The sequence below is a fragment of the Pseudoalteromonas sp. B62 genome (genome assembly GCF_037162565.1).
Taxonomy (GTDB): Bacteria; Pseudomonadota; Gammaproteobacteria; order Enterobacterales; family Alteromonadaceae; genus Pseudoalteromonas; species Pseudoalteromonas fuliginea.
In genome coordinates, this window is record NZ_JARLVB010000002.1 from 1,718,997 (window position 1) to 1,745,941 (window position 26,945).

At 39.5% G+C, this 26,945-nt stretch carries 20 protein-coding genes and 1 pseudogene; 8 read left to right on the forward strand and 13 right to left on the reverse strand.

Features of this window, described 5'->3' with window-relative positions:
• Positions 1-57 precede the first annotated feature (57 nt).
• The 4 genes from P4S71_RS12245 (at position 58) to P4S71_RS12260 (ending at position 3,360) form a co-directional block, all read left to right on the forward strand.
• Entirely contained in the window at positions 58-453 is a 396-nt protein-coding gene (locus P4S71_RS12245) for a hypothetical protein (protein WP_337150742.1), read from the forward strand.
• Complete coding sequence (locus P4S71_RS12250; protein WP_337119403.1) at positions 408-1,316, forward strand: IS4 family transposase; 909 nt, start codon at positions 408-410, stop codon at positions 1,314-1,316. Before P4S71_RS12245 ends, P4S71_RS12250 begins: the two co-directional genes overlap by 46 nt.
• Positions 1,317-1,623: 307 nt before the next feature.
• Positions 1,624-2,712 (forward strand): sensor histidine kinase, encoded by a 1,089-nt coding sequence (locus tag P4S71_RS12255; RefSeq protein ID WP_096792508.1) that lies wholly within the window; start codon positions 1,624-1,626, stop codon positions 2,710-2,712.
• Positions 2,713-2,745: 33 nt separating this feature from the next.
• A complete protein-coding gene (locus P4S71_RS12260) occupies positions 2,746-3,360 on the forward strand; it encodes a response regulator transcription factor (protein WP_007376950.1) in 615 nt (204 codons plus the stop codon).
• A gap of 144 nt (positions 3,361-3,504) precedes the next feature.
• On the opposite strand, the gene P4S71_RS12265 is transcribed toward P4S71_RS12260, so the two are convergent.
• The 6 genes from P4S71_RS12265 to P4S71_RS12290 all read right to left on the reverse strand — a co-directional run bounded on the left by P4S71_RS12265 (position 3,505) and on the right by P4S71_RS12290 (position 12,919).
• The gene (locus P4S71_RS12265) at positions 3,505-5,223 is read right to left on the reverse strand and encodes a SulP family inorganic anion transporter (protein ID WP_096792509.1); all 1,719 of its coding nucleotides are present in this window, start codon (positions 5,221-5,223) and stop codon (positions 3,505-3,507) included.
• Between the two features lie 288 nt (positions 5,224-5,511).
• Positions 5,512-8,451: a TonB-dependent receptor gene (locus P4S71_RS12270; RefSeq protein WP_337150760.1), complete on the reverse strand. Its 2,940-nt coding sequence runs from the start codon at positions 8,449-8,451 to the stop codon at positions 5,512-5,514.
• 619 nt (positions 8,452-9,070) lie between these two features.
• Positions 9,071-9,595, reverse strand: a complete 525-nt coding sequence (dps, locus tag P4S71_RS12275; RefSeq protein WP_096792511.1) for a DNA starvation/stationary phase protection protein Dps — start codon at positions 9,593-9,595, stop codon at positions 9,071-9,073.
• A 234-nt stretch (positions 9,596-9,829) separates the two neighbouring features.
• A complete protein-coding gene (locus P4S71_RS12280) occupies positions 9,830-10,198 on the reverse strand; it encodes a DUF2237 family protein (protein WP_337150761.1) in 369 nt (122 codons plus the stop codon).
• Between the two features lie 135 nt (positions 10,199-10,333).
• A complete protein-coding gene (gene gss / locus P4S71_RS12285) occupies positions 10,334-12,202 on the reverse strand; it encodes a bifunctional glutathionylspermidine amidase/synthase (RefSeq protein WP_096792512.1) in 1,869 nt (622 codons plus the stop codon).
• A 330-nt stretch (positions 12,203-12,532) separates the two neighbouring features.
• Positions 12,533-12,919, reverse strand: a complete 387-nt coding sequence (locus P4S71_RS12290; protein WP_007376940.1) for a hypothetical protein — start codon at positions 12,917-12,919, stop codon at positions 12,533-12,535.
• A 379-nt stretch (positions 12,920-13,298) separates the two neighbouring features.
• On the opposite strand from P4S71_RS12290, the gene P4S71_RS12295 reads away from it, so the two are divergent.
• From P4S71_RS12295 to P4S71_RS12305, 3 genes are all read left to right on the forward strand, one after another.
• Positions 13,299-14,132, forward strand: a complete 834-nt coding sequence (locus tag P4S71_RS12295) for a mechanosensitive ion channel family protein (protein ID WP_007376939.1) — start codon at positions 13,299-13,301, stop codon at positions 14,130-14,132.
• Positions 14,133-14,379: 247 nt separating this feature from the next.
• Positions 14,380-16,452, forward strand: a complete 2,073-nt coding sequence (locus P4S71_RS12300; protein ID WP_337150762.1) for a catalase — start codon at positions 14,380-14,382, stop codon at positions 16,450-16,452.
• A 101-nt stretch (positions 16,453-16,553) separates the two neighbouring features.
• The gene (locus P4S71_RS12305; protein ID WP_007376937.1) at positions 16,554-17,024 is read left to right on the forward strand and encodes a GFA family protein; all 471 of its coding nucleotides are present in this window, start codon (positions 16,554-16,556) and stop codon (positions 17,022-17,024) included.
• A gap of 158 nt (positions 17,025-17,182) precedes the next feature.
• Here P4S71_RS12305 and P4S71_RS12310 read toward each other — a convergent pair whose 3' ends face one another.
• Both P4S71_RS12310 and P4S71_RS12315 read right to left on the reverse strand, forming a co-directional pair.
• Complete coding sequence (locus P4S71_RS12310; RefSeq protein ID WP_096792513.1) at positions 17,183-17,947, reverse strand: DUF6515 family protein; 765 nt, start codon at positions 17,945-17,947, stop codon at positions 17,183-17,185.
• A gap of 368 nt (positions 17,948-18,315) precedes the next feature.
• Positions 18,316-19,455, reverse strand: coding sequence for an alkene reductase (locus P4S71_RS12315; RefSeq protein WP_096792514.1), 1,140 nt, complete (start codon positions 19,453-19,455; stop codon positions 18,316-18,318).
• An 80-nt stretch (positions 19,456-19,535) separates the two neighbouring features.
• On the opposite strand from P4S71_RS12315, the gene P4S71_RS12320 reads away from it, so the two are divergent.
• The gene (locus P4S71_RS12320; protein WP_008135084.1) at positions 19,536-20,453 is read left to right on the forward strand and encodes a LysR family transcriptional regulator; all 918 of its coding nucleotides are present in this window, start codon (positions 19,536-19,538) and stop codon (positions 20,451-20,453) included.
• Here the strand turns inward: P4S71_RS12320 and P4S71_RS12325 are convergent.
• The 5 genes and pseudogenes from P4S71_RS12325 to P4S71_RS12350 all read right to left on the reverse strand — a co-directional run bounded on the left by P4S71_RS12325 (position 20,448) and on the right by P4S71_RS12350 (position 26,943).
• Positions 20,448-21,517, reverse strand: a pseudogene (locus P4S71_RS12325) (cytochrome-c peroxidase). The gene P4S71_RS12320 and the pseudogene P4S71_RS12325 overlap by 6 nt on opposite strands.
• On the reverse strand, positions 21,510-24,188 hold the full coding sequence (locus tag P4S71_RS12335; protein ID WP_096792516.1) for a TonB-dependent receptor: 2,679 nt from the start codon (positions 24,186-24,188) through the stop codon (positions 21,510-21,512). The pseudogene P4S71_RS12325 and the gene P4S71_RS12335 overlap by 8 nt, the downstream one beginning before the upstream one ends.
• A 16-nt stretch (positions 24,189-24,204) precedes the next feature.
• Positions 24,205-25,038 carry a hypothetical protein gene (locus P4S71_RS12340; protein WP_337150766.1) on the reverse strand — a complete coding sequence of 278 codons (834 nt, stop codon included), beginning with the start codon at positions 25,036-25,038 and terminating at the stop codon, positions 24,205-24,207.
• A gap of 230 nt (positions 25,039-25,268) precedes the next feature.
• Positions 25,269-25,856 carry a hypothetical protein gene (locus P4S71_RS12345; protein WP_337150767.1) on the reverse strand — a complete coding sequence of 196 codons (588 nt, stop codon included), beginning with the start codon at positions 25,854-25,856 and terminating at the stop codon, positions 25,269-25,271.
• Positions 25,819-26,943, reverse strand: coding sequence for an Ig-like domain-containing protein (locus tag P4S71_RS12350; RefSeq protein WP_337150768.1), 1,125 nt, complete (start codon positions 26,941-26,943; stop codon positions 25,819-25,821). The genes P4S71_RS12345 and P4S71_RS12350 overlap by 38 nt, the downstream gene beginning before the upstream one ends.
• Between the last annotated feature and the right edge of the window lie 2 nt (positions 26,944-26,945).

Sequence of the window (26,945 nt, forward strand, 5' to 3'; positions counted from 1 at the left end):
CTCTGTTAATGATCAAATAGTTACGCCAATAAAAACATGACTAAAAACAGAGTTCACATGCAGATTAACCAAGTTTCAAACCAATTAAAAGCCCTTATCTCAGAAAAACACCTCATTGAGCTTGCAAAAACCTCTGGATTTCAAGTTCGACACCGTTGCCTGTCGATCGTTTCTCTGCTCAAAGCCGTATTTAAAAGCTTATCTTGCCTGCAAGACGCTAACTTGTCAGATATCCATCAAAACTTGCGAACGCAGGCTGATTGCACGATAAGTTATAAACCCTTTCATAATCAAATTCGAAAACCAGCCTTGACTGAGCTTGTCCGTGAGCTCGTTATTCAAGCGATGTCTAAATTGACTGTAAACACGCTGGATAAAACCTTTTTACCCAGCGAGGAATACAGCGAGTGTTATTGCAAGATGGTTCTTCATTTGCTCTACATGATGAATTAGCGCAGGTTTTTGCTGGTCGTTTTACTGCTGTAAGTCCTGCCGCAATTGAGTTGCACGTTACCTATGACCTATTTAATGAACAACCCTGCGAAATAGATATTCGTCCTGATGTTGAAACTGAGCGCGCCTTTTTACCAGGTAGCCACACACTTGAAGATACGTTATTACTTGCTGATGCTGGGTATTTTGACTTAGATTACTTTGAGCAAGTAGCTCAAGATGGCGGATATTTTTTGATCAGAGCAAATAAAAACATTAACCCAATCGTTACATCAGCTTATTGCGCGGGTATAGAACTTAAAGAAAAGAACATTAAAATCAAAACGTTACTCGATAAATTCGCAAGCCAACCACTTGAATTAACAGTACGTTGGAAGAAAAATGGGCCCGAGTACAGGCTTATCTATTTACCGAATGAAAAGCGCCCCGTTTTCCTTGTTACTAATTTAAAAGAGGCACAGTTTAGCTTTGACGAACTACTCGATATATATGCAACTCGTTGGCAAATTGAGTTGTTTTTCAAAGAACTAAAGTCATGGAATAACCTTAAAGGGTTCATCACACGAGATCCTCATATTGCCGAATCATTGGTTTGGCTGAGCATACTGCAAACACTTATCAAGCGTTTTATCTGCCATAGTGCAGCGGGTATGTTTAAGTGTGCGATCTCGACATTTAGAGCGAGTAAGTGCAGTTATCTTTGGTTGGATGATATTCTGGATTGCATAGAACAAACACGGTGCAGCCATAAGATACATCGTGTATTTGAGCTACTAGCGGTAAATTGTAAGCGGCAAAGCATTGAGAAAAACAATGATATTTGCCGTTTTAAGATAGGAAGTCACACGGTCTGTGTTCCTTAAGAACTAAGCTATGAGCATCGGTTAAAAATTCTTGAGATGATTTTTTTAATACATGACAAATGTCAGTAAAGTTAATGACATTCCACACTCACATTATTTTTGCACACTGGCATAATTACTCTACTTAATTGGAGGTAGTTATGAATTCCTTAATTTTATTTAGTTTGACTCTTAGTGAAGCGCTAGAAACATTAAATTTTACTATTAGTGACGCATATTGCTTTATGCTGATATGTATTTTCGTGTTATTTATATTTAGTAATAAAAACAAAATTATAAATAAAAATAATATACCAGAGGTATTAGCATGAGTTCACTTAGTGTCTTTTCTAAGCAAAGCGATAAAGGTTTTTGGAAATATGGACATCTAATTTTTACTGGCTTTTACTTACTTCCGATGATAATCGATTTTGCTCATTTCACGAGTGAGCAAATCGTTATTTCCTTAGCTTTTTATATTGCATTTATTCTTTTATATGTAAAAGCAATAAATTGTAAAGGTACTGGTGTAACTAAGTTATTTTTAGCAATGCTATTAATTTGCTTCAGTGCTACTTTTTACAGCACTGGCACTCCTACCTTGTTTGGCTTTGCAGCCTATATAGCAGGCTATGCATACAGCAAGCGTCAAAGAGTTTATGCTGCACTAGCGATTATATTCTCGGTTTTATTAAGCGCATATATTGGTGATATAGGAAAGGTTCAGTACTTTTTAGCGATTGCTTTAATTTTATGCGCTGCGTTATTTAGCTACGGCATTGCAGCAAGAAGGGAGCGTCAATATAAAAAGCGTGAACAAGAAAATGCAAACCAACTAGAGCAATTAGCAGCAATTGCAGAGCGAGAGCGAATAGCTCGTGATTTACATGATATTTTAGGCCATTCACTTTCATCAATAGCTCTAAAAGCCGAGCTTGCCAACAAATTATATAACGCTGAGCGGTTTGAACAAGCTGGAAATGAAATTACCCAAGTAGCCGATTTAGCCCGTGCGCTTTTATCAGATGTTCGTCACGCTGTAACCGATTTAAAACAGCAGCAACTGACAGGGCAAGTTGAGCAACTAAAACAGCGCTTAGAGGAGCAAAACATTATCACTAATGTAACGCTTAATTTACCGGTGTTACCTGCAGTAATAGAAAGCGAGCTGTGTTTAATTATTAAAGAAAGCGTGACGAATATTTTACGTCATAGTAAAGCCAATCAATGCGATATTAATCTCACATCAACTAAACAAAGCATAACGCTAAATTTATTTAATAACGGTGATTGTGAAAATATCACTCCTGGCAATGGTTTAACGGGTATTAAACAGCGCGTAGAAAAGTTAAATGGCCAAGTGAAATTTGAAATTCAAAATGGATTTAAACTGACAGCACACATTCCTTTGCCATAAGCAAAGTTAAAAATACCAAGTAAAGGAAAAAGTATGATCAAAGTATTTTTAGTAGAAGACCAAGGGTTAGTTCGCGATGCTATATCAGCATTACTAAGTCTCGACTTTAATATAGAAGTAATAGGCCAGGCGTGCGACGGACAAGCTGCACTTGATCACCTATCTAGTTTATCAAACGTATTACTACCAGATATTGTACTTAGCGATATTGAAATGCCAAATATAAATGGCATTGAACTAAGTGAACAAATAGCTGCAAAACACCCATCAATTAAAGTAGTAATAATGACTACGTTTTCCCGCGCGGGTTACATCAGACGTTCACTTTCGGCTGGTGTTAAAGGCTTTATTTTAAAAGAAGCACCAAGTGAAGATTTGGTAAATGCACTTAAAAAAGTAATGTTGGGGCAAAAAGTGATAGACCCAGAACTTGCTATTAATGCACTGGATGACTCCGATCCACTTACAGATAAAGAGCGCAAAGCACTTAAACTTGCAAGTGACGGTCTTAAAACGAGTGAAATAGCCAAGCAGTTGTTTATAAGCGAGGGAACTACACGTAATTATCTCTCGGATGCTATAGCTAAATTAAATGCCACAAACCGAATAGATGCAGCACGTATAGCGAAACAAAAAGGATGGCTTTAAAATATAGGGCTGAACATAGCCCTATATTTTAAAGCAAAAAAACAGACTAATTATAATAGTTATGTATTTCCCTCATGCCCTTCATTTTATATGTCTAGGAGCGGTTGGTGACAGTATTTTTTCCTAATAAATTTATGTAGTACGTTAGTTTTGAGCTGATTCGAATAAACTAACTTCTAAAGAGTGCTGGCTTACGCTGTTCCTTCTTAAGGCGATATATAAGTCGGAGTGAATGTATATACCTTCTTTACCTGATGTCATTCCTGCAATTTCAAACCATGAAAGCAGTTGGCGTTTTCTACCTGCTAATTCAAGCCTTATATCACGCTTTTTAAATATAATGTCTAAGTCGGCAAGCATGGCCATTACACTTAAATCTAAGTGAGTAAAGCAGGGGACAGCATCAATTATTACGCATTGAGTGTCGTCTTTTTGTCTTGCGTATTGCTCTAGTAATCTGCGTTTAAAGTAGCTGGCATTAAAGTAAGTTAGAGGGGAATTAAAACGATAAATAAACACGCCTTGGACTGCTTTTGCTTTATCTGTTGCATCTAAACTTCTTACAACTCCGTTTATATCTACGCCTAGTATATTGTCAGTTGGACGCATTACTGTGCGGATAAACTGAAATAGTCCCAGTAATACAGCAAGCGTGATGCCAGGGATAACACCAATAAATAACACCGCAAGTAAGGTGGTCGAGGCTAGATAAAATGCCTGTTTATCTTTTCGCTTTAATTGCCAAACCGCTTTTAAATCGAGTAAATGAACAGAGGCAATAATAAGTACAATACCTAGCGCTGCGCTTGGAATAAATTCAAGTGGGGCTGTTAAAAATACAGCTATGAGCGCAATAATGGCCGCTGCTATTATTGATACTAACTGCGTTTTACCACCCGTTGCATCGTTAACAGCGGTGCGTGAGTCGGCGCCACTGACTGCAAAACCTTGCGAAAGAGCTGACGCTATATTGGCAATACCTAGTGCTCTAAATTCTTTATCGGCGTCTATGTCGTAGCCATTTTTAGCTGCAAAGCTGCGGGCAGTTAGCATCATACTAACAAAGCTCACTATGGCTAAGTTAAGTGCGGGTACCACCAGCTCACGAATAATCCCTAAATCAAAAACAGGGGTATTAAAAACGGGAAGCCCGCCAGTTACTGTGCCAATAGTTTTTATATCAAGCTGTTTTAAATCAAAAATCCATACCAAAAGCGCACCGAAAGCAATAGCAAACATAGATGCAGGCCACGTGGGCTTTATCCGTTTCATGGCAAAATAGACCGCCAGTGTAAACAAAGCCATTAATAAGGTTGGAACGTGTGTTTGCGCTAGGTATGTGGGCACACCACCGAGGCGTTCAAGTAAGTAGCGCTCATCAAAAGTAAAACCAAATACTTTAGAAAATTGACCAACAATAATAGTGATGGCTACGCCGTTTAGTAAGCCCATTAAAATAGGTTTAGATAAAAAGTCAGCTAATACACCTAACTTAAACTTACTAGCTATAAAGCACCAAAAGCCGGTCATAGCGGTCATGGTGACAACAAGTTGCCAATGCTTAAAGCTGTCACCTGCAGCAAGAGGTGTTACTACAGCGGCAATAACAGCGCAGGTTGCGGCATCAGGGCCGACTATTAATTGTTTTGAAGTACCAAAAAGTGCATATAGCATCATTGGCAGTATGCAAGAATATAACCCGACGGCGGCGTTAACACCGGTTAGTTGTGCGTAAGCAATGGCAACAGGTAAAGCCACTGCAGCTACCGATAGCGCCGCCCTTACATCATCAGCAAACCATTGTCGCTCATAGTGCAGCAATGTATTTAAACCGGGCATAAAATTATATAAACGCGACAGCACTTTAGTTTTCCTGCTAATAGTTACAACGTTTTGATAGTAAATTTAATATTCAAATAAGTATAGCGGGCACGGGGTTATTTTAATAAATGGGGATGATTTAAATTAATAATGATTTTAAATTACTTTAAAACACGAGCTGATAATTAATGTGGGATTGTTATGCTGAAAAACAGTTAAATTACAGATATAAAAAATGACGCTTGCGTTGTGATAACACGCGCGCCATTTTATAGTTTTAAAAAGTGCCTGCTCATAAAAATAAGGAGCAGGCTAAACTTTAGGGGGATATTAAAATTTTGCGCGAATACCAAAGCTGTAACGACGATCCGCTTCAGTGTACTTCCAAGCACCACCTAGTTCAGATAGATAGATTGAAGGTTCACCTGTTAAGTTCGTTGCATTACCAACAAGCGTAATGTTTTCGTTAATGTCCCAACTTGCAGAGAAGTCTAACTGACCTCTATCGTCACGGTAGTTATTACCATAAACAGTGCCATCTTCAGAAATGCTGCCATTGGAGTTAATATTTTCTACACGTTTTTCGTTTTCAGTATCTAAGAAACTGTCACGATAGTTATAAGCGATACGAGTAGAGAACCCTTCGTACTCCCAAAATACTTGTAAGTTGTAAGTGTTTTTAGAGATATCTAATAACGGATTGCCATTTGGTTGCTCACTATCTGCATATGTGTAGTTTGCATTGATGCCTAAGCCAGAAAATGCACCTGGTAGGCTTGTAAAGAACTGCTGGTAGCCCACTTCAAAACCTTGAACTGAACCGTTTTCACCATTTACATTTTTAACAGTATCGATACCCGTTAGTCCTGCGTCGCGTAAGCCTGCAACATGGTTAAAGCCGTCAGCATCTACTGGAAAGTCAGTTGCATCAGAGTAAACTAAATTGTCTTGAGATACACCCGCTGCATCAAGTTGACATACTTGGTTCCACTGAGTCACGTTTTGACCAGCAGTAGTGCTTGATGAAGCGACACAACTACTTTCGTTGCTTAAGAAAGATTCAACATCTTTATAAAATACTGCGAAAGATAGTACGTTTCCTTCATCAAAGTAATGCTCTACAGATAAGTCGTATTGTGTTGCACGGTATGGTTCTAAATCAATAGAGCCTTGCGTTGCACCCGTAATGTCGTTGTTAACGTCAAACGCAGGGCTTAGCTCGCTAAAGTCAGCGCGGCGCATAACTTTTGCTGCAGCAAAACGAAATAGTGTTTCATCTGAGTAGTTATAAGTAACGTTTAAGCTTGGTAAAAAATCGCTGTAGTCGTTTTCGCCAGTTACTTTTTCGCCATTGAGGAACACGCTTGATTCAAGATCTGTAGTTACATAACGACCACCTACAATAGCGGTGATATCATCAAAATCTAAATATGCAGATACATACACTGCGGCTGTATCTTCAACCACATTGCGGTATGCGCTATCTTGAAACTTTTGGTTGTCTGAAAGGCTGCCCGTTGAAGCTAGGTTAGTGCCTACAAGCAATTGTTGAAGTTGAGCATAAGTATTTGCTGGGTTGGATAAACCGTTATAGCTTAAAAAAGTTAGTAGGTCATTTTGCCCCGAGTGTCCTAGTTGGTCAAAAGAGTTGTCGTGGCTAACGGTAGTAAAGCTATCAGGAAATGCAGAATTGAAATCATCAACCCATAAAGTAGCTAATGAACCATCTGAGTCATTAAATGCATTTTTATAAATGTCTTTAATTTCTACTTTGTATTGTTCGTATTCGTAATCACGGTTAGTAACACGTACACCTGCTTTTACTTTAGATACCCAACTTAAGCTGCTGAGAGGTTCGAACATTTCAATATCAAAACGAACCGCTGTTTCATCATTGTTTGTTCTTTTATCTTCACTTTTAAAAGTACGTAATGCTAAGTTTTGTGGGTCGGTAAATGCATTTGGATCTGAATGAATGATGCTTGGTAATTTATTACCGTTTTGCGAAAATGCACCATCATATAAATGATTTACTAAATCAACCCCACCGCTAGCTTCAAAGGTCGACTTTTCGATTGGACGAAGTGTAAATTCAGAATCAGGCCTTACGCTTTCTGATGATGCTACCGCAATTTCACCAGAGATTTTTATGCTGTCAGTAAGGTTCCACTCTGCACCAAGTGCATTTGAAAACGAGTCGGTTTCACGAAAGTCACTGTATGTTTTTGGGATACCAAATTCGTTTGTTAGCGTGTAGTTGTTTACGCCGTTAGCACCTTGAGTTGTGTTTGCATCTGTTGATAATGAGCCAACGACACCTAAAATAGAATTACCAGCTTGCTCGCCAGAGCGCTTAGTACCGCTTAAATCAAGGTACACCATGCCGTTACCAGATGTTGGTGCCCACTGAAGAGATAAATTTACAGCAGTACGTTCACGTTTTTCTACGTATTGTTCAACACTGTGCTCATCTCTAACAATGGCATTACCACTAGGTGTATTACCTTCTTGACCATTAATTTCGATATCTTGAGGTTTAACTCGGCTAGATGTTTCATCTTGACGAATTTCACGATCTTGATATGAAAACATAGCAATGGCACCAAAAGTACCCATTTCGTCAAAGTCCCAATTGTTACCAATTGAGCCGCTAAAAATAGGTGCAATATTCTCTGTTTTATCAGCGTATTCGCCATCAAGAGAGATTGCGCCGGTTAGCTTATCCAGCTCTAGTGGGCGAACTGTCTTTAAACTCACTGTTCCGCCTAATGCACCTTCAATCATATCGGCAGTAGGCGATTTAACTACTTCTACTGTTTTTAAGAAGCTTGATGGGTAATCTTGCAAGCTAATACCGTCACGAGAGTCACCAATCGTAGAGCGGCCATTTAATTCAACACGGTTTTGAGGTAAGCCACGAATAGAAACACTGTCACCCACACCAAAGTCGGTATTAATAGATACGCCAGTAATACGTTGCAGTGCTTCTGCAATGTTATTGTCTGGTAATTTACCTATATCTTCAGCAACAATAGCATCAACAATACGCCCATCAGTACGTTTAAGCATTGCCGCAGCTTTCATGCTACCTAGCATGCCTTTTACTTCAATAACTTCAATATCATCAGATGCGGTTTCTGAAGCAGTTGGAGCCTCTTGCGCTGCAATATTAGAAGAAGCCATTAATAAAAGGGCTGCGGCACTGATTGTTGTAGAGCTACTTCTTTTATGTTTATTAGTTAATGTTGAAGTAATTTGATTGAGTTTCATGTATCTCTCCCGTTTGGGTACGACTTAACGTCATTGTGTGTGTTGTTACTTGGTTTGGTTAACCAATTTAACTACTTTTCCCTGCACCGTGTCATACAGGTGGTATGGTTGAAATTAGTCCAATTCAGCTTTTATTACAACCTTTGTTTACCAAAAATTCACAAAATGTATTACAAAGTGTTCATTTATTTTTTTATATTTAATAAATTTAACGGCTTATGGTTTACTTTTGTTTTTTATATTTTGAGTGAGTTTTATTAAAGTATGTTTACCAGGGGCATTTTTTATATTTTTTGTACTATTTAATATCATTTTTAGCGTTTTTTTGAACTTTTAGCGGCACTTTTATATGTATTTAGTTTGTTTTTTAAGTGATGTTAAAATAATTAGGTGTTCATTAAAGGTTGAGTACGGCTTATAAACTTGCGAAATAATGAGGAGTATAAAATCATTCAATTTTATTTTGGTTATTTTTTTGGTAATACCAATTTTCTATTGTTTTTATATGGATTTTGTATTAGAGCTTACTGATACACGTCTATATGTAATTATAAATAGAGTGATTTTTACGCAAAAAAAGCCCAGCATATAAATGCTGGGCTTTCTTAGCTTAAATATATTAGCTTTTTAGTTCGCCTGTAGATGATTCTAAGTGGGCTCGAATAAACCACTGAAATTGTTCTAGATCAGCCAGTTGGCTGGTTACCATATCTTCAGACACAGGATCTAATTCAGAAAGAGTCTCAATTGCTTTGCGGTGATCGGCATTAACGCCGTTATATACTTTATCAAGTGCAGCTAAATGCTCGGTCACTAGCCCTTTACCAATTGAGTATTCGCTCCATGTTCGGCGATCTACAATTGATTTTGGAGTGCCCACTGGTACTCCACCAAGAGTCGCAATTCGCTCAGCGATGGTGTCTGTCATTTCGCGCACAATGTCTACCTGTGGGTCTATCATTTCGTGTACGCCAATAAAGTTAGGTCCGACTACATTCCAATGAATATGTTTTAAAGTTAGTTGTAAGTCTATCAATGCAACCATGCGGTTATCGAGGGTAGCTATTGTTTTTTGAGCTGATTCGTCACTCATACCTGGCGCGGTAAATTTAGTTGTTTTGTTTGATTCGTTATTGTTACTCATAATTTCTCCTACTTAACTAATGTGTTGCTCATATATATGTTGCGTGATGAGCGTGACTTAAGCTTAATAAAGCAACTGCTATGCCGTAAGTTGATTTGTTTGAAAAGTAATTTAAAAACAAATGGTTATATTTTAATTTAAGGTTTTTAAGGCTGAAGAGGAGATTGGATTTTTGAAAAGCCTGCATATATTTGTAAAATATGCAGACTTCGATTTAGTTACTCTTAGGTGTATTTAAACGTTGGCTATATATTCGTGCGCTTTCAAAACATCGAGCGGCACTATTTCTAATGATTTTTTATTTGTGGCTTCAAGTGCCACCGGTGGCGCAGCGTTTGCTGAAATAGCATGAAGCCATCTTACTGCACACAAGCACCATTTATCACCGGCTTTTAAACCTTCGAAATCGTAAAGAGGGTTCGGGGTTATTAAATCGTTACCTTGTGATTTTGAAAATTGTAAAAACTCATCAGTCATAATTGCACACACACTGTGATTGCCAAGATCTGATTCTGGTACATAACAAAACCCTTCACGTGTGTAGCCACCATTACCGCAACATAGTTTTAAGCGTGTGCCGAGTACATTAAATTGATTCGCCATGAAATACCTTAATTTGTGGTGTTTAATAAATTTACTCTATCAGGAGTAACTCGCTTGAGATAGCTATAAAACTTAAAAGAGGGAAGGGCTACACAAACTTAAGCCCGCAGCAAATTGCGGGCTTAGTATTGTTTATTATTTAATACGCAGCGCCATACAATCGCTATGGCCGTTTATGATCATGCTTTTATCAACACGTACGCCACCACCAGAGTATTTTCCGGCGGCTGTAAAACTACATATTTGTACAAAGTAGTCATCTACTTTGGGCAGTGCAAATAGTTGTTGGTATATTTGGTCTTGCTCGGCAAAGTGCCCCATTGTTTTTTCTATAACTTGCTGCTGTTCATCAACAAGTTGAATATTAGCGCCACAGCGTCCTACTATTGGTTTAACTACATAACCGGTTTGTAATAACTCGTCGTTAAGCCCAAACGCGGTATTAAGTAAATACTTATGATTAGGGAACAAGCTCCAAAGTATTGGTAAAATGGCCTTATTACTTGGGATTAATGTCCACAGTGGTTCAAATACCATCACGTTTTTACGCAGTAGTACATCGACTAAGCGTGGCGTTTCACCAGCTTGAAATTGTGGTTCAAAGTTATCAGTTAGTGATTGGTCGGCTTCGCATTCTTCACGAATTTGATCAAGTGCGGTTTCCCACGACCAGGTTTTCCATACGTAACTAAGTTGTGCGCCATCAGCATCTACTATGTTGCCTGACTCATTCCAGCGAAGTGTGCTTAAGCCAATTACTAACTTACACTCAAAGCCCGCGGCTTCAATAGCTTCTTTCATAAATAATGCGTGGTAATGTTCTTCTGGTTCATCGTCTTGTAAAATATGAACAAGACCTTTCACTTCACTTTTACGCCATGCTTTTACGAGGTCTTTAAATAAGTTTTGACCTGCATCTACACCTGCTTTAACACCAAAGTGTTTTGCCCACTTGCCCTGAACTTTGCCGCTTTCCATATAACACGATGCCGAATCGCAATTGTATTCGTAAACTTTTAAACCTGCTGCTGTTAAGGCAAAGTCAAACCGGCTGGTAATTAATTGGTTTAAGCGGTTATCCCACGATTGGCGAATTTTATTAAGCACAACATCGGGTAAATTAAACTTTTTTAATAACTCAGGGTGCTGCAGTACATAATCGGTTGCATGCATAAATAAGCCATGCAGCTCATTTGTTGCATGCTCAATGCTTTGCTGCGCCGTTTGAGATATTGCAAAGTAATTATGCTGATCCTCATCTACGGATGTAAGTTTATGACCTTGCATCATTTCTACGTAGGCAGCTTCATCGTCATTCGCAATATTTAACCATGACTTGTTTGCTTGGCCTGTATCTACTGCTTTATAGGCTTCTATAATAAATAAATCAGTGTTTAGCTCAGACGTTGGCTCAGCATATTCTGTTTCATCAGTTTGTGTCATCCAGCCTAAAATAGTGGCGTCGCTGTAAGAGCACTCAATCCAATAGTCGCCATCTTTAGTTACTTTTGCTTTTAGTTCTCGGCACCAGTTTTGATTTGTTGGCCATATTTGATACCCTACATTTTGCTCAGCAAGACGTATTTTATCTTCATGCACTTCAACAATGACAGCGACATGGCCTGTTTCTTCAAACTCGCCGCCTTCTTCCCATATAAGTAAACTACCTACTTGAGGGTGATGTTTAGCACCATTTTTAAACGCGTTTAGTGGCAGTCTATTTTGGCTATTTACATCGCGCACTGAACGCAGCTCAAAAATATTGTAAGCCATGGCTATGTCATCAAAAATATAACCATGGTTGAGGTACATCCATCTACGGGCAAACTCAACGCATTGCCATTTATAGCCCATGTAAATACCGTCTAGGTAACTACGATAGGCGCTACGATTAGGATAAATGCTTTCATCAGCCGTATCATAATCAGATGAGTAAACAGCAACATTACCTGGTGCATAACCTAATAAGGTACCAAAAACGCTAGCAGGAGCAGAAGATTTCATAAACAAAGGTGTTCAAAATAAGGTGTAATAATTTGCTGACTATATGAGCGAAACTGCGTTATAGCAAGATATAAAATATGTTTTTACGAAGGAAAATGAGTAAAAAATTACTCATTCATTAAAGAGTGAAAATGCGGGGGAGAACCTTTATTAATAGCATTAGGTTTGGTGATTATTTGAACTTGTAGTTGGTTGAAAATTAGTAATGTTTTTGACGTAATAATTACTTTTTAAATCTTAACTAAAAAATGGAGAAGCTATAGGTAGCTTCTCCACTTTTATTATTCATAGTTAGTGCTTTTTATAATTTGTTAAGCAGGTTACACGTTACTAAATCATTTCAGCATCTATATGGCGTATAAGGTTTGATACCCAATTAACATACTGGCGGTGAATTTTTTTGCCATTGTAGTTTAAGTTAATAGAGTTTTTATAGTTGATTGAGTATGCCGTTTTATCATATGTAATATCGACTGTTAATTGGTGTGTGCGAATATCCAGCACACCTTTTATTTTACCTTCACTCATAGGTGTGCACTTCCAACCAAGCTGAATACATGCTTTTAGAATACCTTTTGCTACGTCAGCTTCACTGTTGGTAATTGTTGATGTTTGCGGAATAGGGTTTTGTTCGAAGTCTCTTACTGCGACAGATGTTGAACAACCAGCAAGTACAGTAAGAGCTGCCGCTGTAAGTAAAATTGAGTACTTTTTCATAATAATCCTTTGTTTTAATTTCATCCAATTGCGTTGTGTCGCCAATATATGCGCTTAGGTGAGATTATCGGTAAATTTATAGGTGAGTGCCAGTAATAATTTAAAATAAAGGCACTTGATCGAACCCTAACCAGAGTTATAGATTGGTCGAGAATTTAATCAGTTAAGAATATTATGTTACTTACTTAAAATAACGGTGAGGGGAAAGCTAGTGAGATTATGCATTAAAGGCTTACTTTGGTTGTGTATATCTATTGAATCTATATTTTTCAATCTGCTTTAACTTACTCCTATATTCGTATGTTCGTTAATTTTTTGTTAAAGTGCTGTGCTTGGTATGGGATACAGTAATTTAATGATTTTATAAACAGGAAATGAAATGGAAGATATAATAAATCAAATAGATGTTAATCAATATTTACCCGCTGCAGTTACGTGGGCAACCAACATATTACTGGCAATTGCAATTTTACTTGTAGGCTTATGGTTAGCAGGCAAGGTACGCAATTTAATTATTGGCTTATGCCATAAATATACTCATCTTGATGATACGCTTTTTCGCTTTTTAGGCAGCATGGCTCGCTACATCATATTAGCGTTCGTTATTATTGCTGTGTTAAATCGCTTTGGTGTACAAACAGCCTCTATTATTGCTTTACTCGGTGCTGCAGGACTTGCTATAGGCTTGGCGTTACAAGGTGCAATGTCGAACCTTGCAGCAGGCGTTATGTTACTTGTTTTTAGACCTTATAAAGTGAATGATTTTATTGAGGCGGCAGGGCGTTTTGGTAAAGTAACAGAAGTAGATATGTTTACTACTATTTTACAAACGTTCGATAACCAACAGGTTATTATTCCAAATAGTCAAATTTGGGGCGCGCAAATTATTAACCATTCACATCATCCAATTCGTGGTGTTGATATGCATTTTGGTGTTGCATACGGTGAAGATACAACGGCTGTACGTAAAGTTATAGATGCCGTACTTGCAGCGCACCCACACATACTAAAAGATCCAGCGCCTTTTGTTGAAGTAGAAACACTTAACAACAGTTCAGTAGACTTTTTAGTAAGACCTTTTTGTAAGGGTGAGCATTACTTCGATATTCTTTACACTGTGCCAGAGTTAATTAAAAAAGCACTAGATGAAAACAACATCGAAATACCTTTCCCTCATCGTAAAGTAATTTTAGTTAACGAAAGTAAAGATTAACTAAATTTATAACGATTTAAACGCAAGGGCACTTTAAAGTGCCCTTTTTTTGATCTTGAAAAACTTACAGGGCTCTGTAAGTTTTTCTATTTTTAATACCACTTAAAGCATCATTTTCACTCTGTATCCCGCGCTTTTATTGCTCTTACTGTTTGGTCTTTATTTTGCATTTAGCTCAGTTGTTTTTGCTGTTAAGCAAACTTTAAAAAACGACCCCAATCACTTAAATTGTAATGAAGGATTAGACATGGCTGAATCATTTAAATACGCAGGTAAGAAAGGAAATGGCGGCGAGCTGCGCCAAAGTGCATCTGATGGCTACCCAACAATGACCACAGCGCAAGGCTGCCCTGTGAGCGACGATCAAAACTCGTTAAAAGCAGGCAAACGCGGTCCTGGCTTAATGGAAGATCAGGTACTGCGCGAAAAGCTTTTTCATTTTGACCACGAGCGTATTCCTGAGCGAGTAGTACATGCTCGTGGTTACGGGGCACATGGGTACTTTGAAACTTACGACACGCTTGAAGATTTAACCTGTGCTGATATTTTTAAACGCAAAGGTGAAAAAACCCCTGTGTTTACGCGCTTTTCTACGGTTGCAGGTAACAAGGGCTCTCCGGATTTAGCACGCGATGTACGTGGTTTTGCCGTTAAATTTTATACTCAAGAAGGTAATTGGGATTTAGTCGGTAACAATATACCGGTGTTTTTTATTCAAGATGCGATGAAATTCCCAGACTTAGTTCATTCAGCTAAAGCAGAGCCCGACCGAGGTTTTCCTCAAGCGCAAACCGCACACGATAACTTTTGGGATTTTGTAAGCTTGTCGCCTGAGTCAATGCACATGGTTATGTGGGCGATGTCTGATAGGGCTATTCCGCGTTCATTGCGATTTATGGAAGGTTTTGGCGTTCATACATTTAAGTTTATTAATGCCAAAGGAGATGAAAAATACGTTAAGTTTCATTGGAAACCAAAAGGCGGTATGCAGTCAGTTGTGTGGAACGAGGCGCTTAAACTAAATGGCGCAGACCCTGATTTTCACCGTCGCGACATGTGGGAATCAATTGGTAACGGTGACTTTCCTGAATGGGAGTTAGGGGTGCAGGTGTTTGATCAGCAATTTGCTGATGAGTTTGAATTTGACGTATTCGATGCCACTAAACTAATACCAGAGGAACAAGTGCCCGTTAGAATAGTTGGGCGGATGGTGCTTAATCGCGTAGTCGATAACTTTTTTGCAGAAACAGAGCAAGTTGCATTTTGTACACAAAACATTGTACCAGGGCTCGATTTTACACCCGACCCGCTACTGCAAGGTCGTAACTTTTCATACTTAGATACTCAAACTAAGCGTTTAGGTGGTCCTAACTTTACGCATATTCCGGTTAATGCGCCTAAGTGCCCAATGAGGCATTTTCAGCAAGATGGGCACATGGCGATGCAAAATCCAAAAGGACGTGTTAACTACGAGCCAAACTCATGGAGCGCAGGCGAAAATAACCCTCGTGAATGCCCAGTACACGGCTTTAAAAGCTCAAAGGAACCTGAAGTAAGCGACGGTGATAAACTGCGTTATCGCTCAGAAACATTCAGCGATCATTACAGTCAAGCTCGTCAATTTTATTTAAGTCAAACAGAGGTAGAGCAAGCACATATTCAATCAGCATTTGTGTTTGAGCTTTCTAAAGTTGAGCATTTACCAATACGAGAGCGTTTGGTATCGCATTTATTGAATATTGACGAAACCCTCGCGAACAAAGTTGCCGAAGGACTTGGTTTGCAAGAAATGCCAGCCCCAGCTGAAGCTGCTATGCCAACACGTAAAGACTTACCTGTATCTGATGCGTTAAGTATTTTGAAAAATGCGCCCAGCACCTTCAAAGGCCGTAAATTAGGTATTTTAGTAAGTGATGGCTTTAATGCAGAAATTTTTGAATCGGTTACCAATAAACTTAAAAGTGAAGGTGCAAACTTTGAAATTATTGCCCCACAAGTTGGCGGTGCTAAATGCAGTAAAGGTAAGTACTTTAAAGCTGATCAGGTTATTAATGGTGGTCCATCGGTTTTATACGATGCGGTACTTGTACTCACCACTGAAGAAGGAGCTGAAAAACTAGCTGCTATAGCAGAAGCTAAAGACTTTGTAAGTGATGCGTACGCACATATGAAATTTATAGGCTTTACAAATGAGGCCAAGCCTTTATTTAAAGCGGCAGGCCTTGATGGAAAAGTAGATGATGGTTGGATAGATTTAAAGGTAGACTCTGCCGATAAATTTATAAGTACATTGCGTAATTTAAGATTTTGGAAACGTTAGTAAGCTCATTAATTTAAAAACCACAGCGTGTAATTGTTGTGGTTTTTTATGCTTACCTCGTTAAAGTATTAGTTCAAGCCAACAATAAAATTGGATTTATTATGAAGTTAAATGGCGCTTGCCACTGTGGCAAAGTGGTATTTACGGTCAACTCAAAACACCCTTATCCTTACAATTTATGTTATTGCTCTATATGCAGAAAAACTGCAGGAAGCGGGGGCTTTGTTATTAATTTAAGTGCAGAATATAAAACATTAAAAGTGACAGGTGCGGAGCATATAACGATTTATCACGCTAAAATAGACAATAAAATCAGCCCCGCTGAGCGTCATTTTTGCAAACATTGTAGTGCTAATTTATGGCTGTACGACGCGCGTTGGCCAGATCAAGTTCACCCATTTGCTGGTGCAATTGATAGTGAGTTACCCATACCGCCAGAGCGCACTCATTTAATGTTAGGCAGTAAAGCCCATTGGGTTGATGCGCCTATAAAAAACGGTGATCTGCAGTTTGATCAATACCCAAGCGAAAGTATTGCTCAATGGCATCAACGTTTAAAGTTAGAACAATAAAAATGTATTTTTTAACACTATAAAATAATGGCGAAAATGACGTTGTTGCTTTTATTGATCAGAGCCATTTAGCGTATACGGGCTATTACCACTCTCTCATTGAGCTCAATGAGAGAGTGGTAGGTTTAATGTTTAAATAGCAATATACATAAATTAATTCATCCCAGCTTTATAGCGAGGTATTTTATTTCATCGTCACTTATTTGCGGTAAAAAATAAATATCGCCGTATTTAAAATACTGCTGTGAGTTAATTATTACGGCCTGTGCAGCCATAGGCAGTGAGTCGTATGTTTGACCCAAGCGATAGTCCTTTACATTACCCACTTTTATTGCCTGATTAAGGCGAGTTGATGGCTCATCAACAACCGTATAACCATCATTATCCGCCATGTAGTATACATTTTGATAAGTGTAGTAAGTCGTATTATGGTGTTTAAAATGCCTGTAATTTCTTGGTAGCGTATTTATACGCAGGCCTCTAGGTGGTTTAACAACATGGTAGCCTCTTTTAGCTTTACGGTAATAAAGGCCGTCGTTAAACGTAAACGAAATACCATTAAATCTGATTGATGCGCTATTGCGTGGTAAATGGTTTATAAATCGGTTTTGTCTGTAAGCGACTGAATTATGATGGTTTGTTAAGTAGTTATATTTTCTCTGGTTGTAGCGGTGTTGTTCACGCTTTTCCTGCTTGTACTTAGCGAGTCTACGTTTTTCTTGCTTACGGTCTTCTCGTTTTTCTTTTTTATGCTCAATACGCTGCTTTTTTTCATGGCGGCGTTCAACGCGTTTATATTCAACACGTTTGTCGTGATCACGTTTAAAGCTTTTATCATTCTCTCGCTCGTTTTGTGCTCCAAGCGCAGAGCCTGATACTGCGCCAATGGCGAGCAGGGCAGGTAGTAAAAAAGTAAGTTTCATAGTGTTGCCTCGTTTATGTTTTTACATAACTGGGTTCAATACTAGCGTCTCAAACTGAATGTTAACTGACATACAACAGTAAACAGAGCTATGCTTACAGCTTTTTACATTTTACTGACGGTTCTTGACATAATACCTAGTTTTTGACGATTTTAGGAACGTTTTAATGCACCCCAAACGATTAGTCGTGTCATAAAAAATGGATATAAAATTAGTAATTAAGCCTTCCTTGGCTTTGTTTATTAACTAACCTGAACTTTGGTTTAGATATTTACTAACTTATTGAATCATGGTGATATTTAAATTTACTTTCTCTAGCGCTGAAAATAGCTGCTAGAGATAGATTTATTGTCCAGAGTACAGCTTAATTACTTTTGATAAAAAGGATAATCGCTATAACCCACTTCAGTACCGCCATACATAGTGGCTGCATCGGCTTCGTTAAACGTCCAATTATTCGCTATACGCTCTGGTAAATCAGGGTTAGCTATAAATGGGCGACCAAATGCAAATAAGTCACCGTAACCTTCACCTAAAATACGCACCGCTTTTTCTACTGTGTATTTACCAGCATAAATAATGCGACCTGAAAATTCAGCTCGTACTGCTTTATAAAACTCTAGTGGTAAATCGGGAGCGTTATCCCAATCAGCCTCTGCAATCGATAAGTAAGCAATACCAGCTTGCTCAAGCACTTTAACGGCTTGTATATAAGTATGGTGAGGGTTTGATTCAACAAGTCCTAAATACACTCGTGTTTCGTCTGTGCTTTCAAATAAAGGAGCAAAGCGTACACCTAAACGGTTTGCGCCTACAACGTCACTTACCGCTTCAACTATTTCTTTTAAAAATCGCAGGCGATTAGTAAGTGTCCCACCGTATTGATCATCACGGTTATTTGTATGCTCAGAAATAAACTGATTAACTAAATACCCGTTAGCACAATGAAGCTCCACACCATCAAAGCCTGCTTCTAAAGCATTGCGTGCAGCTTGAGCGTACATGTTTACCAGTTCACCAACTTCAGTTGTAGTTAGTGCGCGGGGCTCACTTGGGTCAGCCAACACTCCTTCACCAGGTGCGGTTTCAATAAATACTTTTACATTGTCAGCAATAATATCTGAAGGGCCAACCGGTTTACCTGAATTTGGTTGTAGTGTGGTGTGCGATACGCGCCCTACATGCCAAAGCTGAGCAAAAATAACGCCGCCTTTAGCGTGTACTGCATGTGTTACTTTTTTCCAGCCTTCAATTTGTGCTTGCGAGTGAATACCTGGGGTCCAAGCGTAACCTTGTCCACGAGGTTCTATTTGTGTGCCTTCAGCAACCATAAAACCAGCCGATGCGCGCTGCGAGTAATACTCAGCCATTAATTCATTAGGGATATTGCCAGGCTGAGTGCTGCGAGAGCGAGTAAGAGGAGGCATCACAATACGGTTTTTAAGTGTAAAAGGGCCAAGCTCAATTGATGAGAATAAAGGGGCGGTGTTAATTAATTCTGATTTCATTTTAAATTCTCTTATAAAGCAAACAAAGGCTTAAATAGTGGTTAAGCGACATTGGCAGCATAGAGATTTAAAGATACAATTTGAAACAACACTTTTTTGTACAGCATACAATTATGAATGGTATTAGTCGGCTTGATATAAAGCAGTTAAGAGTACTCAGTAGCTTATTAGAACTGCAAAATCTTTCACAAGTAGCCAAAAAAATGGGGTTAACGCAACAAGCCATTAGTGAGCAACTACGAAAGCTACGAGATTTATTTGACGATCGTTTGTTTATTCGCCAAGGCAATAACATGGTTGCTACTCCTAAAGCGCAAGGGCTAAAGGCGCCTGTTAACCATATTTTAAAGCAATTAGAGTCGTTACTAGAGCCTGAGCAGTTTAGCCCGCAAACTTATAAAGGTGTGTTTACCATAAGCGCAACCGACTACGCCACGCAGGCTTTATTGCCGCAATTATTTAATATTACCCGCCGTGAAGCGCCAGGTTTAAAGCTGATAGTGCGCGACTTTGCGTCTGACAACGTTAATCAACTTATAACGGCAGGCGAGCTTGATTTACTGATAAGCTTTCCAGAGTTCATACCTGACAACTTAGCGTATGTCACTTTACTAGAAGAGCAGCACTTGTGTATTACAGGCTGTAAAAATGAGTTTGAAGATGAGCCCTTAACACTGCCGGAAATTGCAGCGCACCCGCAGCTGGTGGTGTCGCCTTCACGCGCTAATTTACGCGGATCGCACGATCAATGGTTTGAAAGCCAAGGGCTAAAACGTAATATTGTTATGTCGGTACCGAGTTTTTCAGCGGTGCCCGACATTTTACATACTACTGATATGCTCGCGTTTTACCCTTCAAGATTATTACCAAATAGTAAAGTTAGACTGCTAGAAGTTGAGGCACTTCCACCTACTTTTAAAGTGATAGCAGCATGGCATCCACGTACTAATAACAGCCCAATTCATAAATGGTTGATAGAGCAATTACAAAACTTATAAAATCCGTAAAAATGCAACAAGATCTAAACGCTCTTGCTTGGTGAGTTTTAATGGTTTTAACAGTTTCGTCGTCTTAGGAAAGTGTGGATCGTTTAATTGGTTTTTCCTAGGCTTAGGTCTTACTCCACCATGGTTATACATATTTACTATGCCTAGTAGATCATCAAAAAGTCCATTGTGCATCCATGGAAATGTTTCAGTTAAACCAAGTAGAGAAGGGGTTCTAAATAACCCTATATCACTTGGATTATTTGTAAAATTAAACCGGCCTTTATCTTCAAAACTACGGCCGTAGTAATGAAGGCCAGTGCCATGAAATTGGTTGTCACTTAATAGCGCGCCATTATGGCAAGTCATACACTTCGCTTTAGTTCTAAATAAATGTAATCCGTTTAATTCATTATCTGATAAACGTCTAAGCGCTTTTTTTGGATTACTCTGAACCTCATTAATAAATGATTTAAAGCGAGTATTAGGTGCAATGAGTGTTCGCTCAAATGCAACGAGGGCTTCTGCCATTTGTGCCATAGAAAGCGTGTCTGAATTAAAGGCACTTTTATTAAATGCCGTATAGCTTTTATCTTTATTGACCCGTATTAAGGCTTCTTGTGGATCTAAGTCCATTTCAATTGGATTGCTAATAGGCATAAGTGCTTGTTGCTCAGCTGTTTTAGCGCGACCATCCCAAAAAAGCTTTGCCACTGATCTATACCAAAAATAGCAGGGGTATTGCGAGTGCCTACTTGATCATTTATGCCTATAGCAGTGGCACGACCATCATGAAACCCCTTATCTCGTTCATGACAACTCGCGCAGCTTACGGTTTTATCGCGCGAAAGCTGTGGATCATGAAAAAGCTTATTACCAAGTGCAACGTGCTCTGGCAATGGAGTAGCTATTGGCAATAACGAAAGAGGCTCAACTATACGCTCATCACTGGTTTGAATGGCAGGCCAGTTTACTTGGCTCTTACTATAAAAACCACGTAACTCTTTGTTGCTGTATTGTTGAGCGTGCATACTAAAGGAGAGTAATAATGTAATTACACAAAGTTGCTTAATCATATTTATAAGTTACTCCAAGCCAAAACATACGCCCAGGCTCAATGCCTGATGCACCTTCGTTTACTGTGTAAGTACGGGCATTTAATAAGTTAGAAATATCCGCTCTAATGTCAATAGATTGAGTTTTTGTTAGGTTATGGCTATAGCGTAAACTTAGCCCTAGCATGGTTCTGGCGCGCATTTCTCGCTCTTCGTATTCATCAACTAAACTTGATTCTACGGGGCAACTTGCACAGCTTTTTTCAAGCCCAATGCTTTGACTTGCGCCGGTGCTTACAGCGCTGGTGTAGCTGCCACTATAGGTAACGTTTAAGCCTGTACTAAATGAGTCGCTCCAATCAACATTCCAGCCAAGTGCGCCTGTAACAGGGGTACCAAAGTTGGTACGTATTTGAGCAAGCTGCCCAAGCGTTACAAGTTTGCCGCTGCCACTTGCATTTACATAATAAACAAGTTCGTCAAGCGGGGTATTTTCAGCGCTAGCACTGTATTCGTCGTTTGAAATTTTGTTTTCAGCGTATGAGGCGTTAGCCCATAATGAGTGGCTACCAAACTGCGCGCTCCACGATATTGAGTAGCGCTCTGAGCTGCCATCACCTTCGTTAGTCATATAAATATATTTATAACCATCGCTGCCTGCTTCCTCGTCGGTAACTTGAGAAAACTGCTGATGCTTTTTACGCTTTACATACTTAAGCGATATATTTCCTGCTTTCTCAAAGGAGTGGGCTATGCCTAATGCTAGCTCGTCATCGTAGGGGGTATTTACATCATCAAAGCGGTATTTAAATGCGCCCGTGTAGTTAGATGGCAGCCAACCTTGAAGGTAGCCATTTTCGATAGGACGGTACTCTCGGTATGAAAAACGCTGCTGTTCTTTAACTTTATAACCAATAATAGCTGAGTCGTAATAGCGGTTAACGCCTGCGCTAATAATAGTGCGGTTGTCGTTAAATACATCGTAACCAAGCGATATACGCGGTGCGATATTATGATTAGCTAAAAAGTCATCATATTCGTAGCGCATACCTAAGTTTAGATTTAATTGCCCTAATGTAATGCTATCTGTTGCATAAAATGAGGCTCGATTTAAGGTTGCATTTATATACTCTGCAGGAGTTACTAAACGGCCATTAAAATACTGCGCGGTGGCTGTTACATTATTACTGTACGCTTTATTGTGATCTTTATTATTAAAATCAATTTCTCCGCCTAACTGCGCTGCAAGTTCGTCAATCGATATAGTTGTTTCAAGTGCTTGGCAGTCAAGTGTATAGCCACTGCAATTAAGTGGCGTGCTAGCGCTAGACCATATAATTGGCGAGTCATAGCCGTAGCTATTTTGTATACGTTCGCGTTCTACTTCTTGGCGAATAAGCTCAATACCGGCTTTAATACGGTGCTCTGTGCCAGCAAATTCAAACGTCTTAAAGTCGAGGGTATTTTTCCAGCTGGTGGTATATTGGGTGTTATCGAGCGCGCCATAACCCCCTTGGCGAGAGTAACGTGTTTGCGCATCGCCTTGGTCGGCGTATTGCCCCCAATCTTTTCCTTTTGCTTGTAGCCAGTTATAAAAGTGAGCAGGGCCTTCTCGGCTGCTGTCGCTCATACTAAAATTAAGATTACTGTGCCACGTTGCTAAATCAAAGTGTTCAGTTAGTGCCGCCACGGCGCCAATTGCACCACCTTCTAAATGAAAGTCACTGTCTTTGGCGTCGGTTATAAAGTCATCTACTTCGTAAGGTGAATACATTAAAATTAAATCTAATGCGTCTATCCAGCCATTACGGTAACCATATTTTACAATGGCATTAATGTTTTTACGGCTTTGCGTTTTGACTTCTCCTAACGACAAATCACTAATATCGCTAGTTAAGTAATTAACGCTCATCATTAAGCCATGGCGCTCATTAATTTGTTTATTAGCACGTAAGTTGTAGCTTATTTTTTCGTATTTAGGTTCTTCAAGTGTGCTTTGGTCAACACTTTGCTGAGAGCTGTCTTGCTCGGCTTCTATAAAGTGATAACTCCCCCAGCTGCTTTGATTGCCACGTACGCCAAAACTATAGCTGTCGTTCGTAAATACACTTTTAGTTTTACTATCAACAATACCACCCGAAAAACCACCAAACTCTGCCGGAATGTTATGGTCGTACACTGTGATTGATTCAACTACATCTGAGTTTACATTCATGCTTTGTACGCCGCCCGACACATCGTTTGACGATGAGCTCAACCGAGATGAACTGCCAGGGTCTATGCGGTTATTGTAGTTCAATCCATCTAACGAAAACCCCGTTTGCCAAGGTTGCGCACCTGATATAGAAATTTCTGGTGCGCTAATTTCTGCGAGGCTACCAATAGAGTAGGCCTCGTTGCTTAGCTGTACGCCAGGGAGCAGGGCAATTAGTTCATTTATATCGCCGTTGCCTTTAGGTGTGGCGTTTATAAAGTCACGATTTAAGTAAGAACGTCCAATAACTTCGGGTACTTCTATGCCTATGTACTGGCCTTTTACTTCAATGTGCTCAAGTGCTTCACAGCGCTCTTTTTGCTCATTTTTAAGTTCGTTACATGGCTGTGGTTTTGACTCTGTCTGCTGTTGCTGTTCTGCGGCGTATACACCCTGAGAAAGCAAAAGCAGACACGCGAGGGTAGTCGGTGTCTGCATATATTTCGGCTCTTTGTTAAATACCTAGTGGGGTTGTGTCTTCGCTATCAATTACGCCATCATTATCAGCGTCTTGGTCGGCTATTAATCCAGCTAAGGCTATGTCTTCATCACTGCTATTAGGTAAAAAGAAGTTAGGTAAGCCGTCGTGGTCGGTGTCTACGCTCGCAATAGCTATGCCTCTAAAGTCATCGCGTGAAGCAACTAAGTTGGTCATGCCTATGTAAAGCTCAAGCTGATCAGCCTCGCCATTAACGCCATTAGTTATTAGGCTTTGTGCTTTGGTAATATCGTTAATTAACGTAAAGCTGTTAACTAAATCTTCCATGTTGTCGGCAATAATTGTATTGGCAAAACCCAAAATAAGAGGCTCAAGCGTATTTAAAAGCGTGCTTGCTTGATTTTTTGCATTACTATAATTTGCTGAAAAATCACTTATATTGGCCGCGTTTGTGCCCATGCTTGAAAGCATAGAGTAACGTTCAAATTCCCCGCCTGTAGCCGCTTCTAAACCAATGACTTCAGCTTTAACAGCGGCTAATATAGTTTCTAGCTGATCGCTTGTTAACTCATTTAACGCAGGCGTTATTTCGGCAATGGCATCATTTAAGGTGGTGCTTGCCAGTGATGTTTGGTTGGCATTAACTAAATAACCTAATGTTTCTAGGCGGGCTTCAAACCTGTCTTCGGTATCTCCTAGTGCAATGTAGCTAAGTAGTTGATTGTGTACACCAGCTACTTGCTCCGATAAGCCGCCTTTAATAAGCGATACCATTACTTGATTATGAGCTGTAATTGATGAGCTATTACTTAGCGTACGTACATCGCCTGCATTGAGCGTATTAAGCATAGTTAAACATTTATTCGCTGCACTTGCTGCATCGCCACCAACTCGCGCTGTTAAATCAACTAACGATTTACAGCCCTTGTAACCCGTTAAAACTGTGGTTGATAACTCTTTGCTAATGTATTCATCAGAGACTAAAAAGTCGCCAGCATAGGTAAATACTTGCTGTGCTAAGTCGTTTCTGCCGGCTTCACTTAAAATTAGGCCTGTGCCAGGGACGTTATCAAGTGAGGTTAGCGCTCTAAAAATTCGCTGTAATCGCCGTTTTCAGTAAAAAAGCTGCGAGCTTGTGCTGCGGCACTGTTTATATCTTCACCGGCAAGTAGGCGGTTAGCTATATTAAAGCCGTACACTTGTTCTTGCGCGTTGTTTATATCGGTTTCGCTGTCTGATAGCATTATTGCTGGGTTTTCGTCGCTTTGGTATAAGCCTTCAATTAAGCCTGCTAAAAATTGAATAGGGTAGGTGTAGTTATCTAATGTAGCGGCGCTATAAGCCGACGTACTATAGTTATAGTTACTATCAAAACCCGTTGAGCCATACATAGCAAGTACTTGGTTAGTGTAATCTTTTGCGGCCTCAAACTCGCCAGCTCTATAAAGGTATTGCGCAGCCCATGCCCCGTGCAACGTTTTGTATTGCTCGTATGGTTGGCCTTTGTATTCGCCGCTACGTACTAGTCTGTAACCCGCTTTTACCGCAAGTTGCGCGTAGTTGTTTGCAAGTAATTTAGCTTGAGTTAAATCGCTTTCATCTAGGCTTTGCGCATAGCTTTCTAGAGCGTCATCTATTGATAAGCGTACACCATTTAAAAAAGCCATAGCTCGATGTGTATTCTTCTTCACGTACTTGTTCAGCGTATAACGAAATAGTATTTAACAAATTACTTGCTTGCGAAACTTGATCCGCAGCTAAATAGCTTTTTACTAAAGAATAAAGCGCTGATGCGTCTGATGAGGCAATGTTATCAAAGCCTTTATCAGCTAAGTATTGGTTGTAGGCTGCTACTGCTTGGTCGCGGTAATCGTTTGCTTTTTCTGTTTGGCCTATTTCATCAAGTGCTTGCGCTACCTCTTTTAATGCTGAAGAACGTGCGGTTTGCTCGTTTATAAGCGCTAAATAGTCGCTAGCAGTATCTAAAAAACCTGCACGCGCATAGGCAGCAGCTTGTGTTGCGTATACGTCATATCGAGAAAGTTCATCAGCAATATTTACGCTTAACTCATCTGCTTGTTTTAAGTGAGATAAGCTAGAGCTGTAGTAATAATTAAGTTTATCTTCGTTAGTTACATAAGAAGGGCTTAGCGAAATAATAGCCGTTAATGGCTCGCTAATTAAGCCATCTGTGTAGCTAATTTCAAATTGTTCATCAATGCTGCTTAGAGTTTGTGCCTTATAGGTAAATTCACCTGTGGTGCTATTTATGCTCATTACGCCATTGCTTGGTGGGGTAATTAGGCTAATAGTTACGGTGTCGCCATCTAAGTCCTGTGTGGTTATAACCCCTTCGGTGGTGGTTGAAGAAGTAACAAACACGTTAGTGGCGAGAAGTTGAGGAGCATCATTAACATTTTCAATAGCAAAGCGTATTACTACATTTGCCGTTAAACTGCCATCGTTTGCACTTATGGTTGCCGTATCTTCACCAAAATAATTACTAAATGGTGTGTAAGTAAACTCACCGTTAGCCTCTACTGCTATGATGCCATTACTTGGCGCGTTAGCAAGTGTATAGCTTAGGACGTCATCGTCGGTGGCTGTTACTTGAGCAGTAAAAGAGGTGTCTTCGTTTAAAGTGAAGCTTAGGTTTGGCTCATTAAATAAAGGTGCTTTATTACTAGAGCCACCACCGCAACCAGTTAAAATTAAAGTGCATAATATAGGTGTGAGTTGAATTAGCTTATTCATGA

Bases quoted from the DNA above. Each gene is read 5' to 3' on its own strand.
- P4S71_RS12270 (WP_337150760.1), bottom strand. From the start codon at position 8,451: ATGAAACTCAATCAAATTACTTCAACATTAACTAATAAACATAAAAGA.
- P4S71_RS12335 (WP_096792516.1), bottom strand. From the start codon at position 24,188: ATGCAGACACCGACTACCCTCGCGTGTCTGCTTTTGCTTTCTCAGGGT.
- P4S71_RS12345 (WP_337150767.1), bottom strand. From the start codon at position 25,856: ATGGCTTTTTTAAATGGTGTACGCTTATCAATAGATGACGCTCTAGAA.
- P4S71_RS12280 (WP_337150761.1), bottom strand. From the start codon at position 10,198: ATGGCGAATCAATTTAATGTACTCGGCACACGCTTAAAACTATGTTGC.
- P4S71_RS12315 (WP_096792514.1), bottom strand. From the start codon at position 19,455: ATGAAATCAGAATTAATTAACACCGCCCCTTTATTCTCATCAATTGAG.
- gss (WP_096792512.1), bottom strand. From the start codon at position 12,202: ATGAAATCTTCTGCTCCTGCTAGCGTTTTTGGTACCTTATTAGGTTAT.
- P4S71_RS12300 (WP_337150762.1), top strand. From the start codon at position 14,380: ATGGCTGAATCATTTAAATACGCAGGTAAGAAAGGAAATGGCGGCGAG.
- dps (WP_096792511.1), bottom strand. From the start codon at position 9,595: ATGAGTAACAATAACGAATCAAACAAAACAACTAAATTTACCGCGCCA.
- P4S71_RS12305 (WP_007376937.1), top strand. From the start codon at position 16,554: ATGAAGTTAAATGGCGCTTGCCACTGTGGCAAAGTGGTATTTACGGTC.
- P4S71_RS12310 (WP_096792513.1), bottom strand. From the start codon at position 17,947: ATGAAACTTACTTTTTTACTACCTGCCCTGCTCGCCATTGGCGCAGTA.
- P4S71_RS12295 (WP_007376939.1), top strand. From the start codon at position 13,299: ATGGAAGATATAATAAATCAAATAGATGTTAATCAATATTTACCCGCT.
- P4S71_RS12350 (WP_337150768.1), bottom strand. From the start codon at position 26,943: ATGAATAAGCTAATTCAACTCACACCTATATTATGCACTTTAATTTTA.
- P4S71_RS12255 (WP_096792508.1), top strand. From the start codon at position 1,624: ATGAGTTCACTTAGTGTCTTTTCTAAGCAAAGCGATAAAGGTTTTTGG.
- P4S71_RS12290 (WP_007376940.1), bottom strand. From the start codon at position 12,919: ATGAAAAAGTACTCAATTTTACTTACAGCGGCAGCTCTTACTGTACTT.
- P4S71_RS12245 (WP_337150742.1), top strand. From the start codon at position 58: ATGCAGATTAACCAAGTTTCAAACCAATTAAAAGCCCTTATCTCAGAA.
- P4S71_RS12260 (WP_007376950.1), top strand. From the start codon at position 2,746: ATGATCAAAGTATTTTTAGTAGAAGACCAAGGGTTAGTTCGCGATGCT.
- P4S71_RS12340 (WP_337150766.1), bottom strand. From the start codon at position 25,038: ATGCTTAATACGCTCAATGCAGGCGATGTACGTACGCTAAGTAATAGC.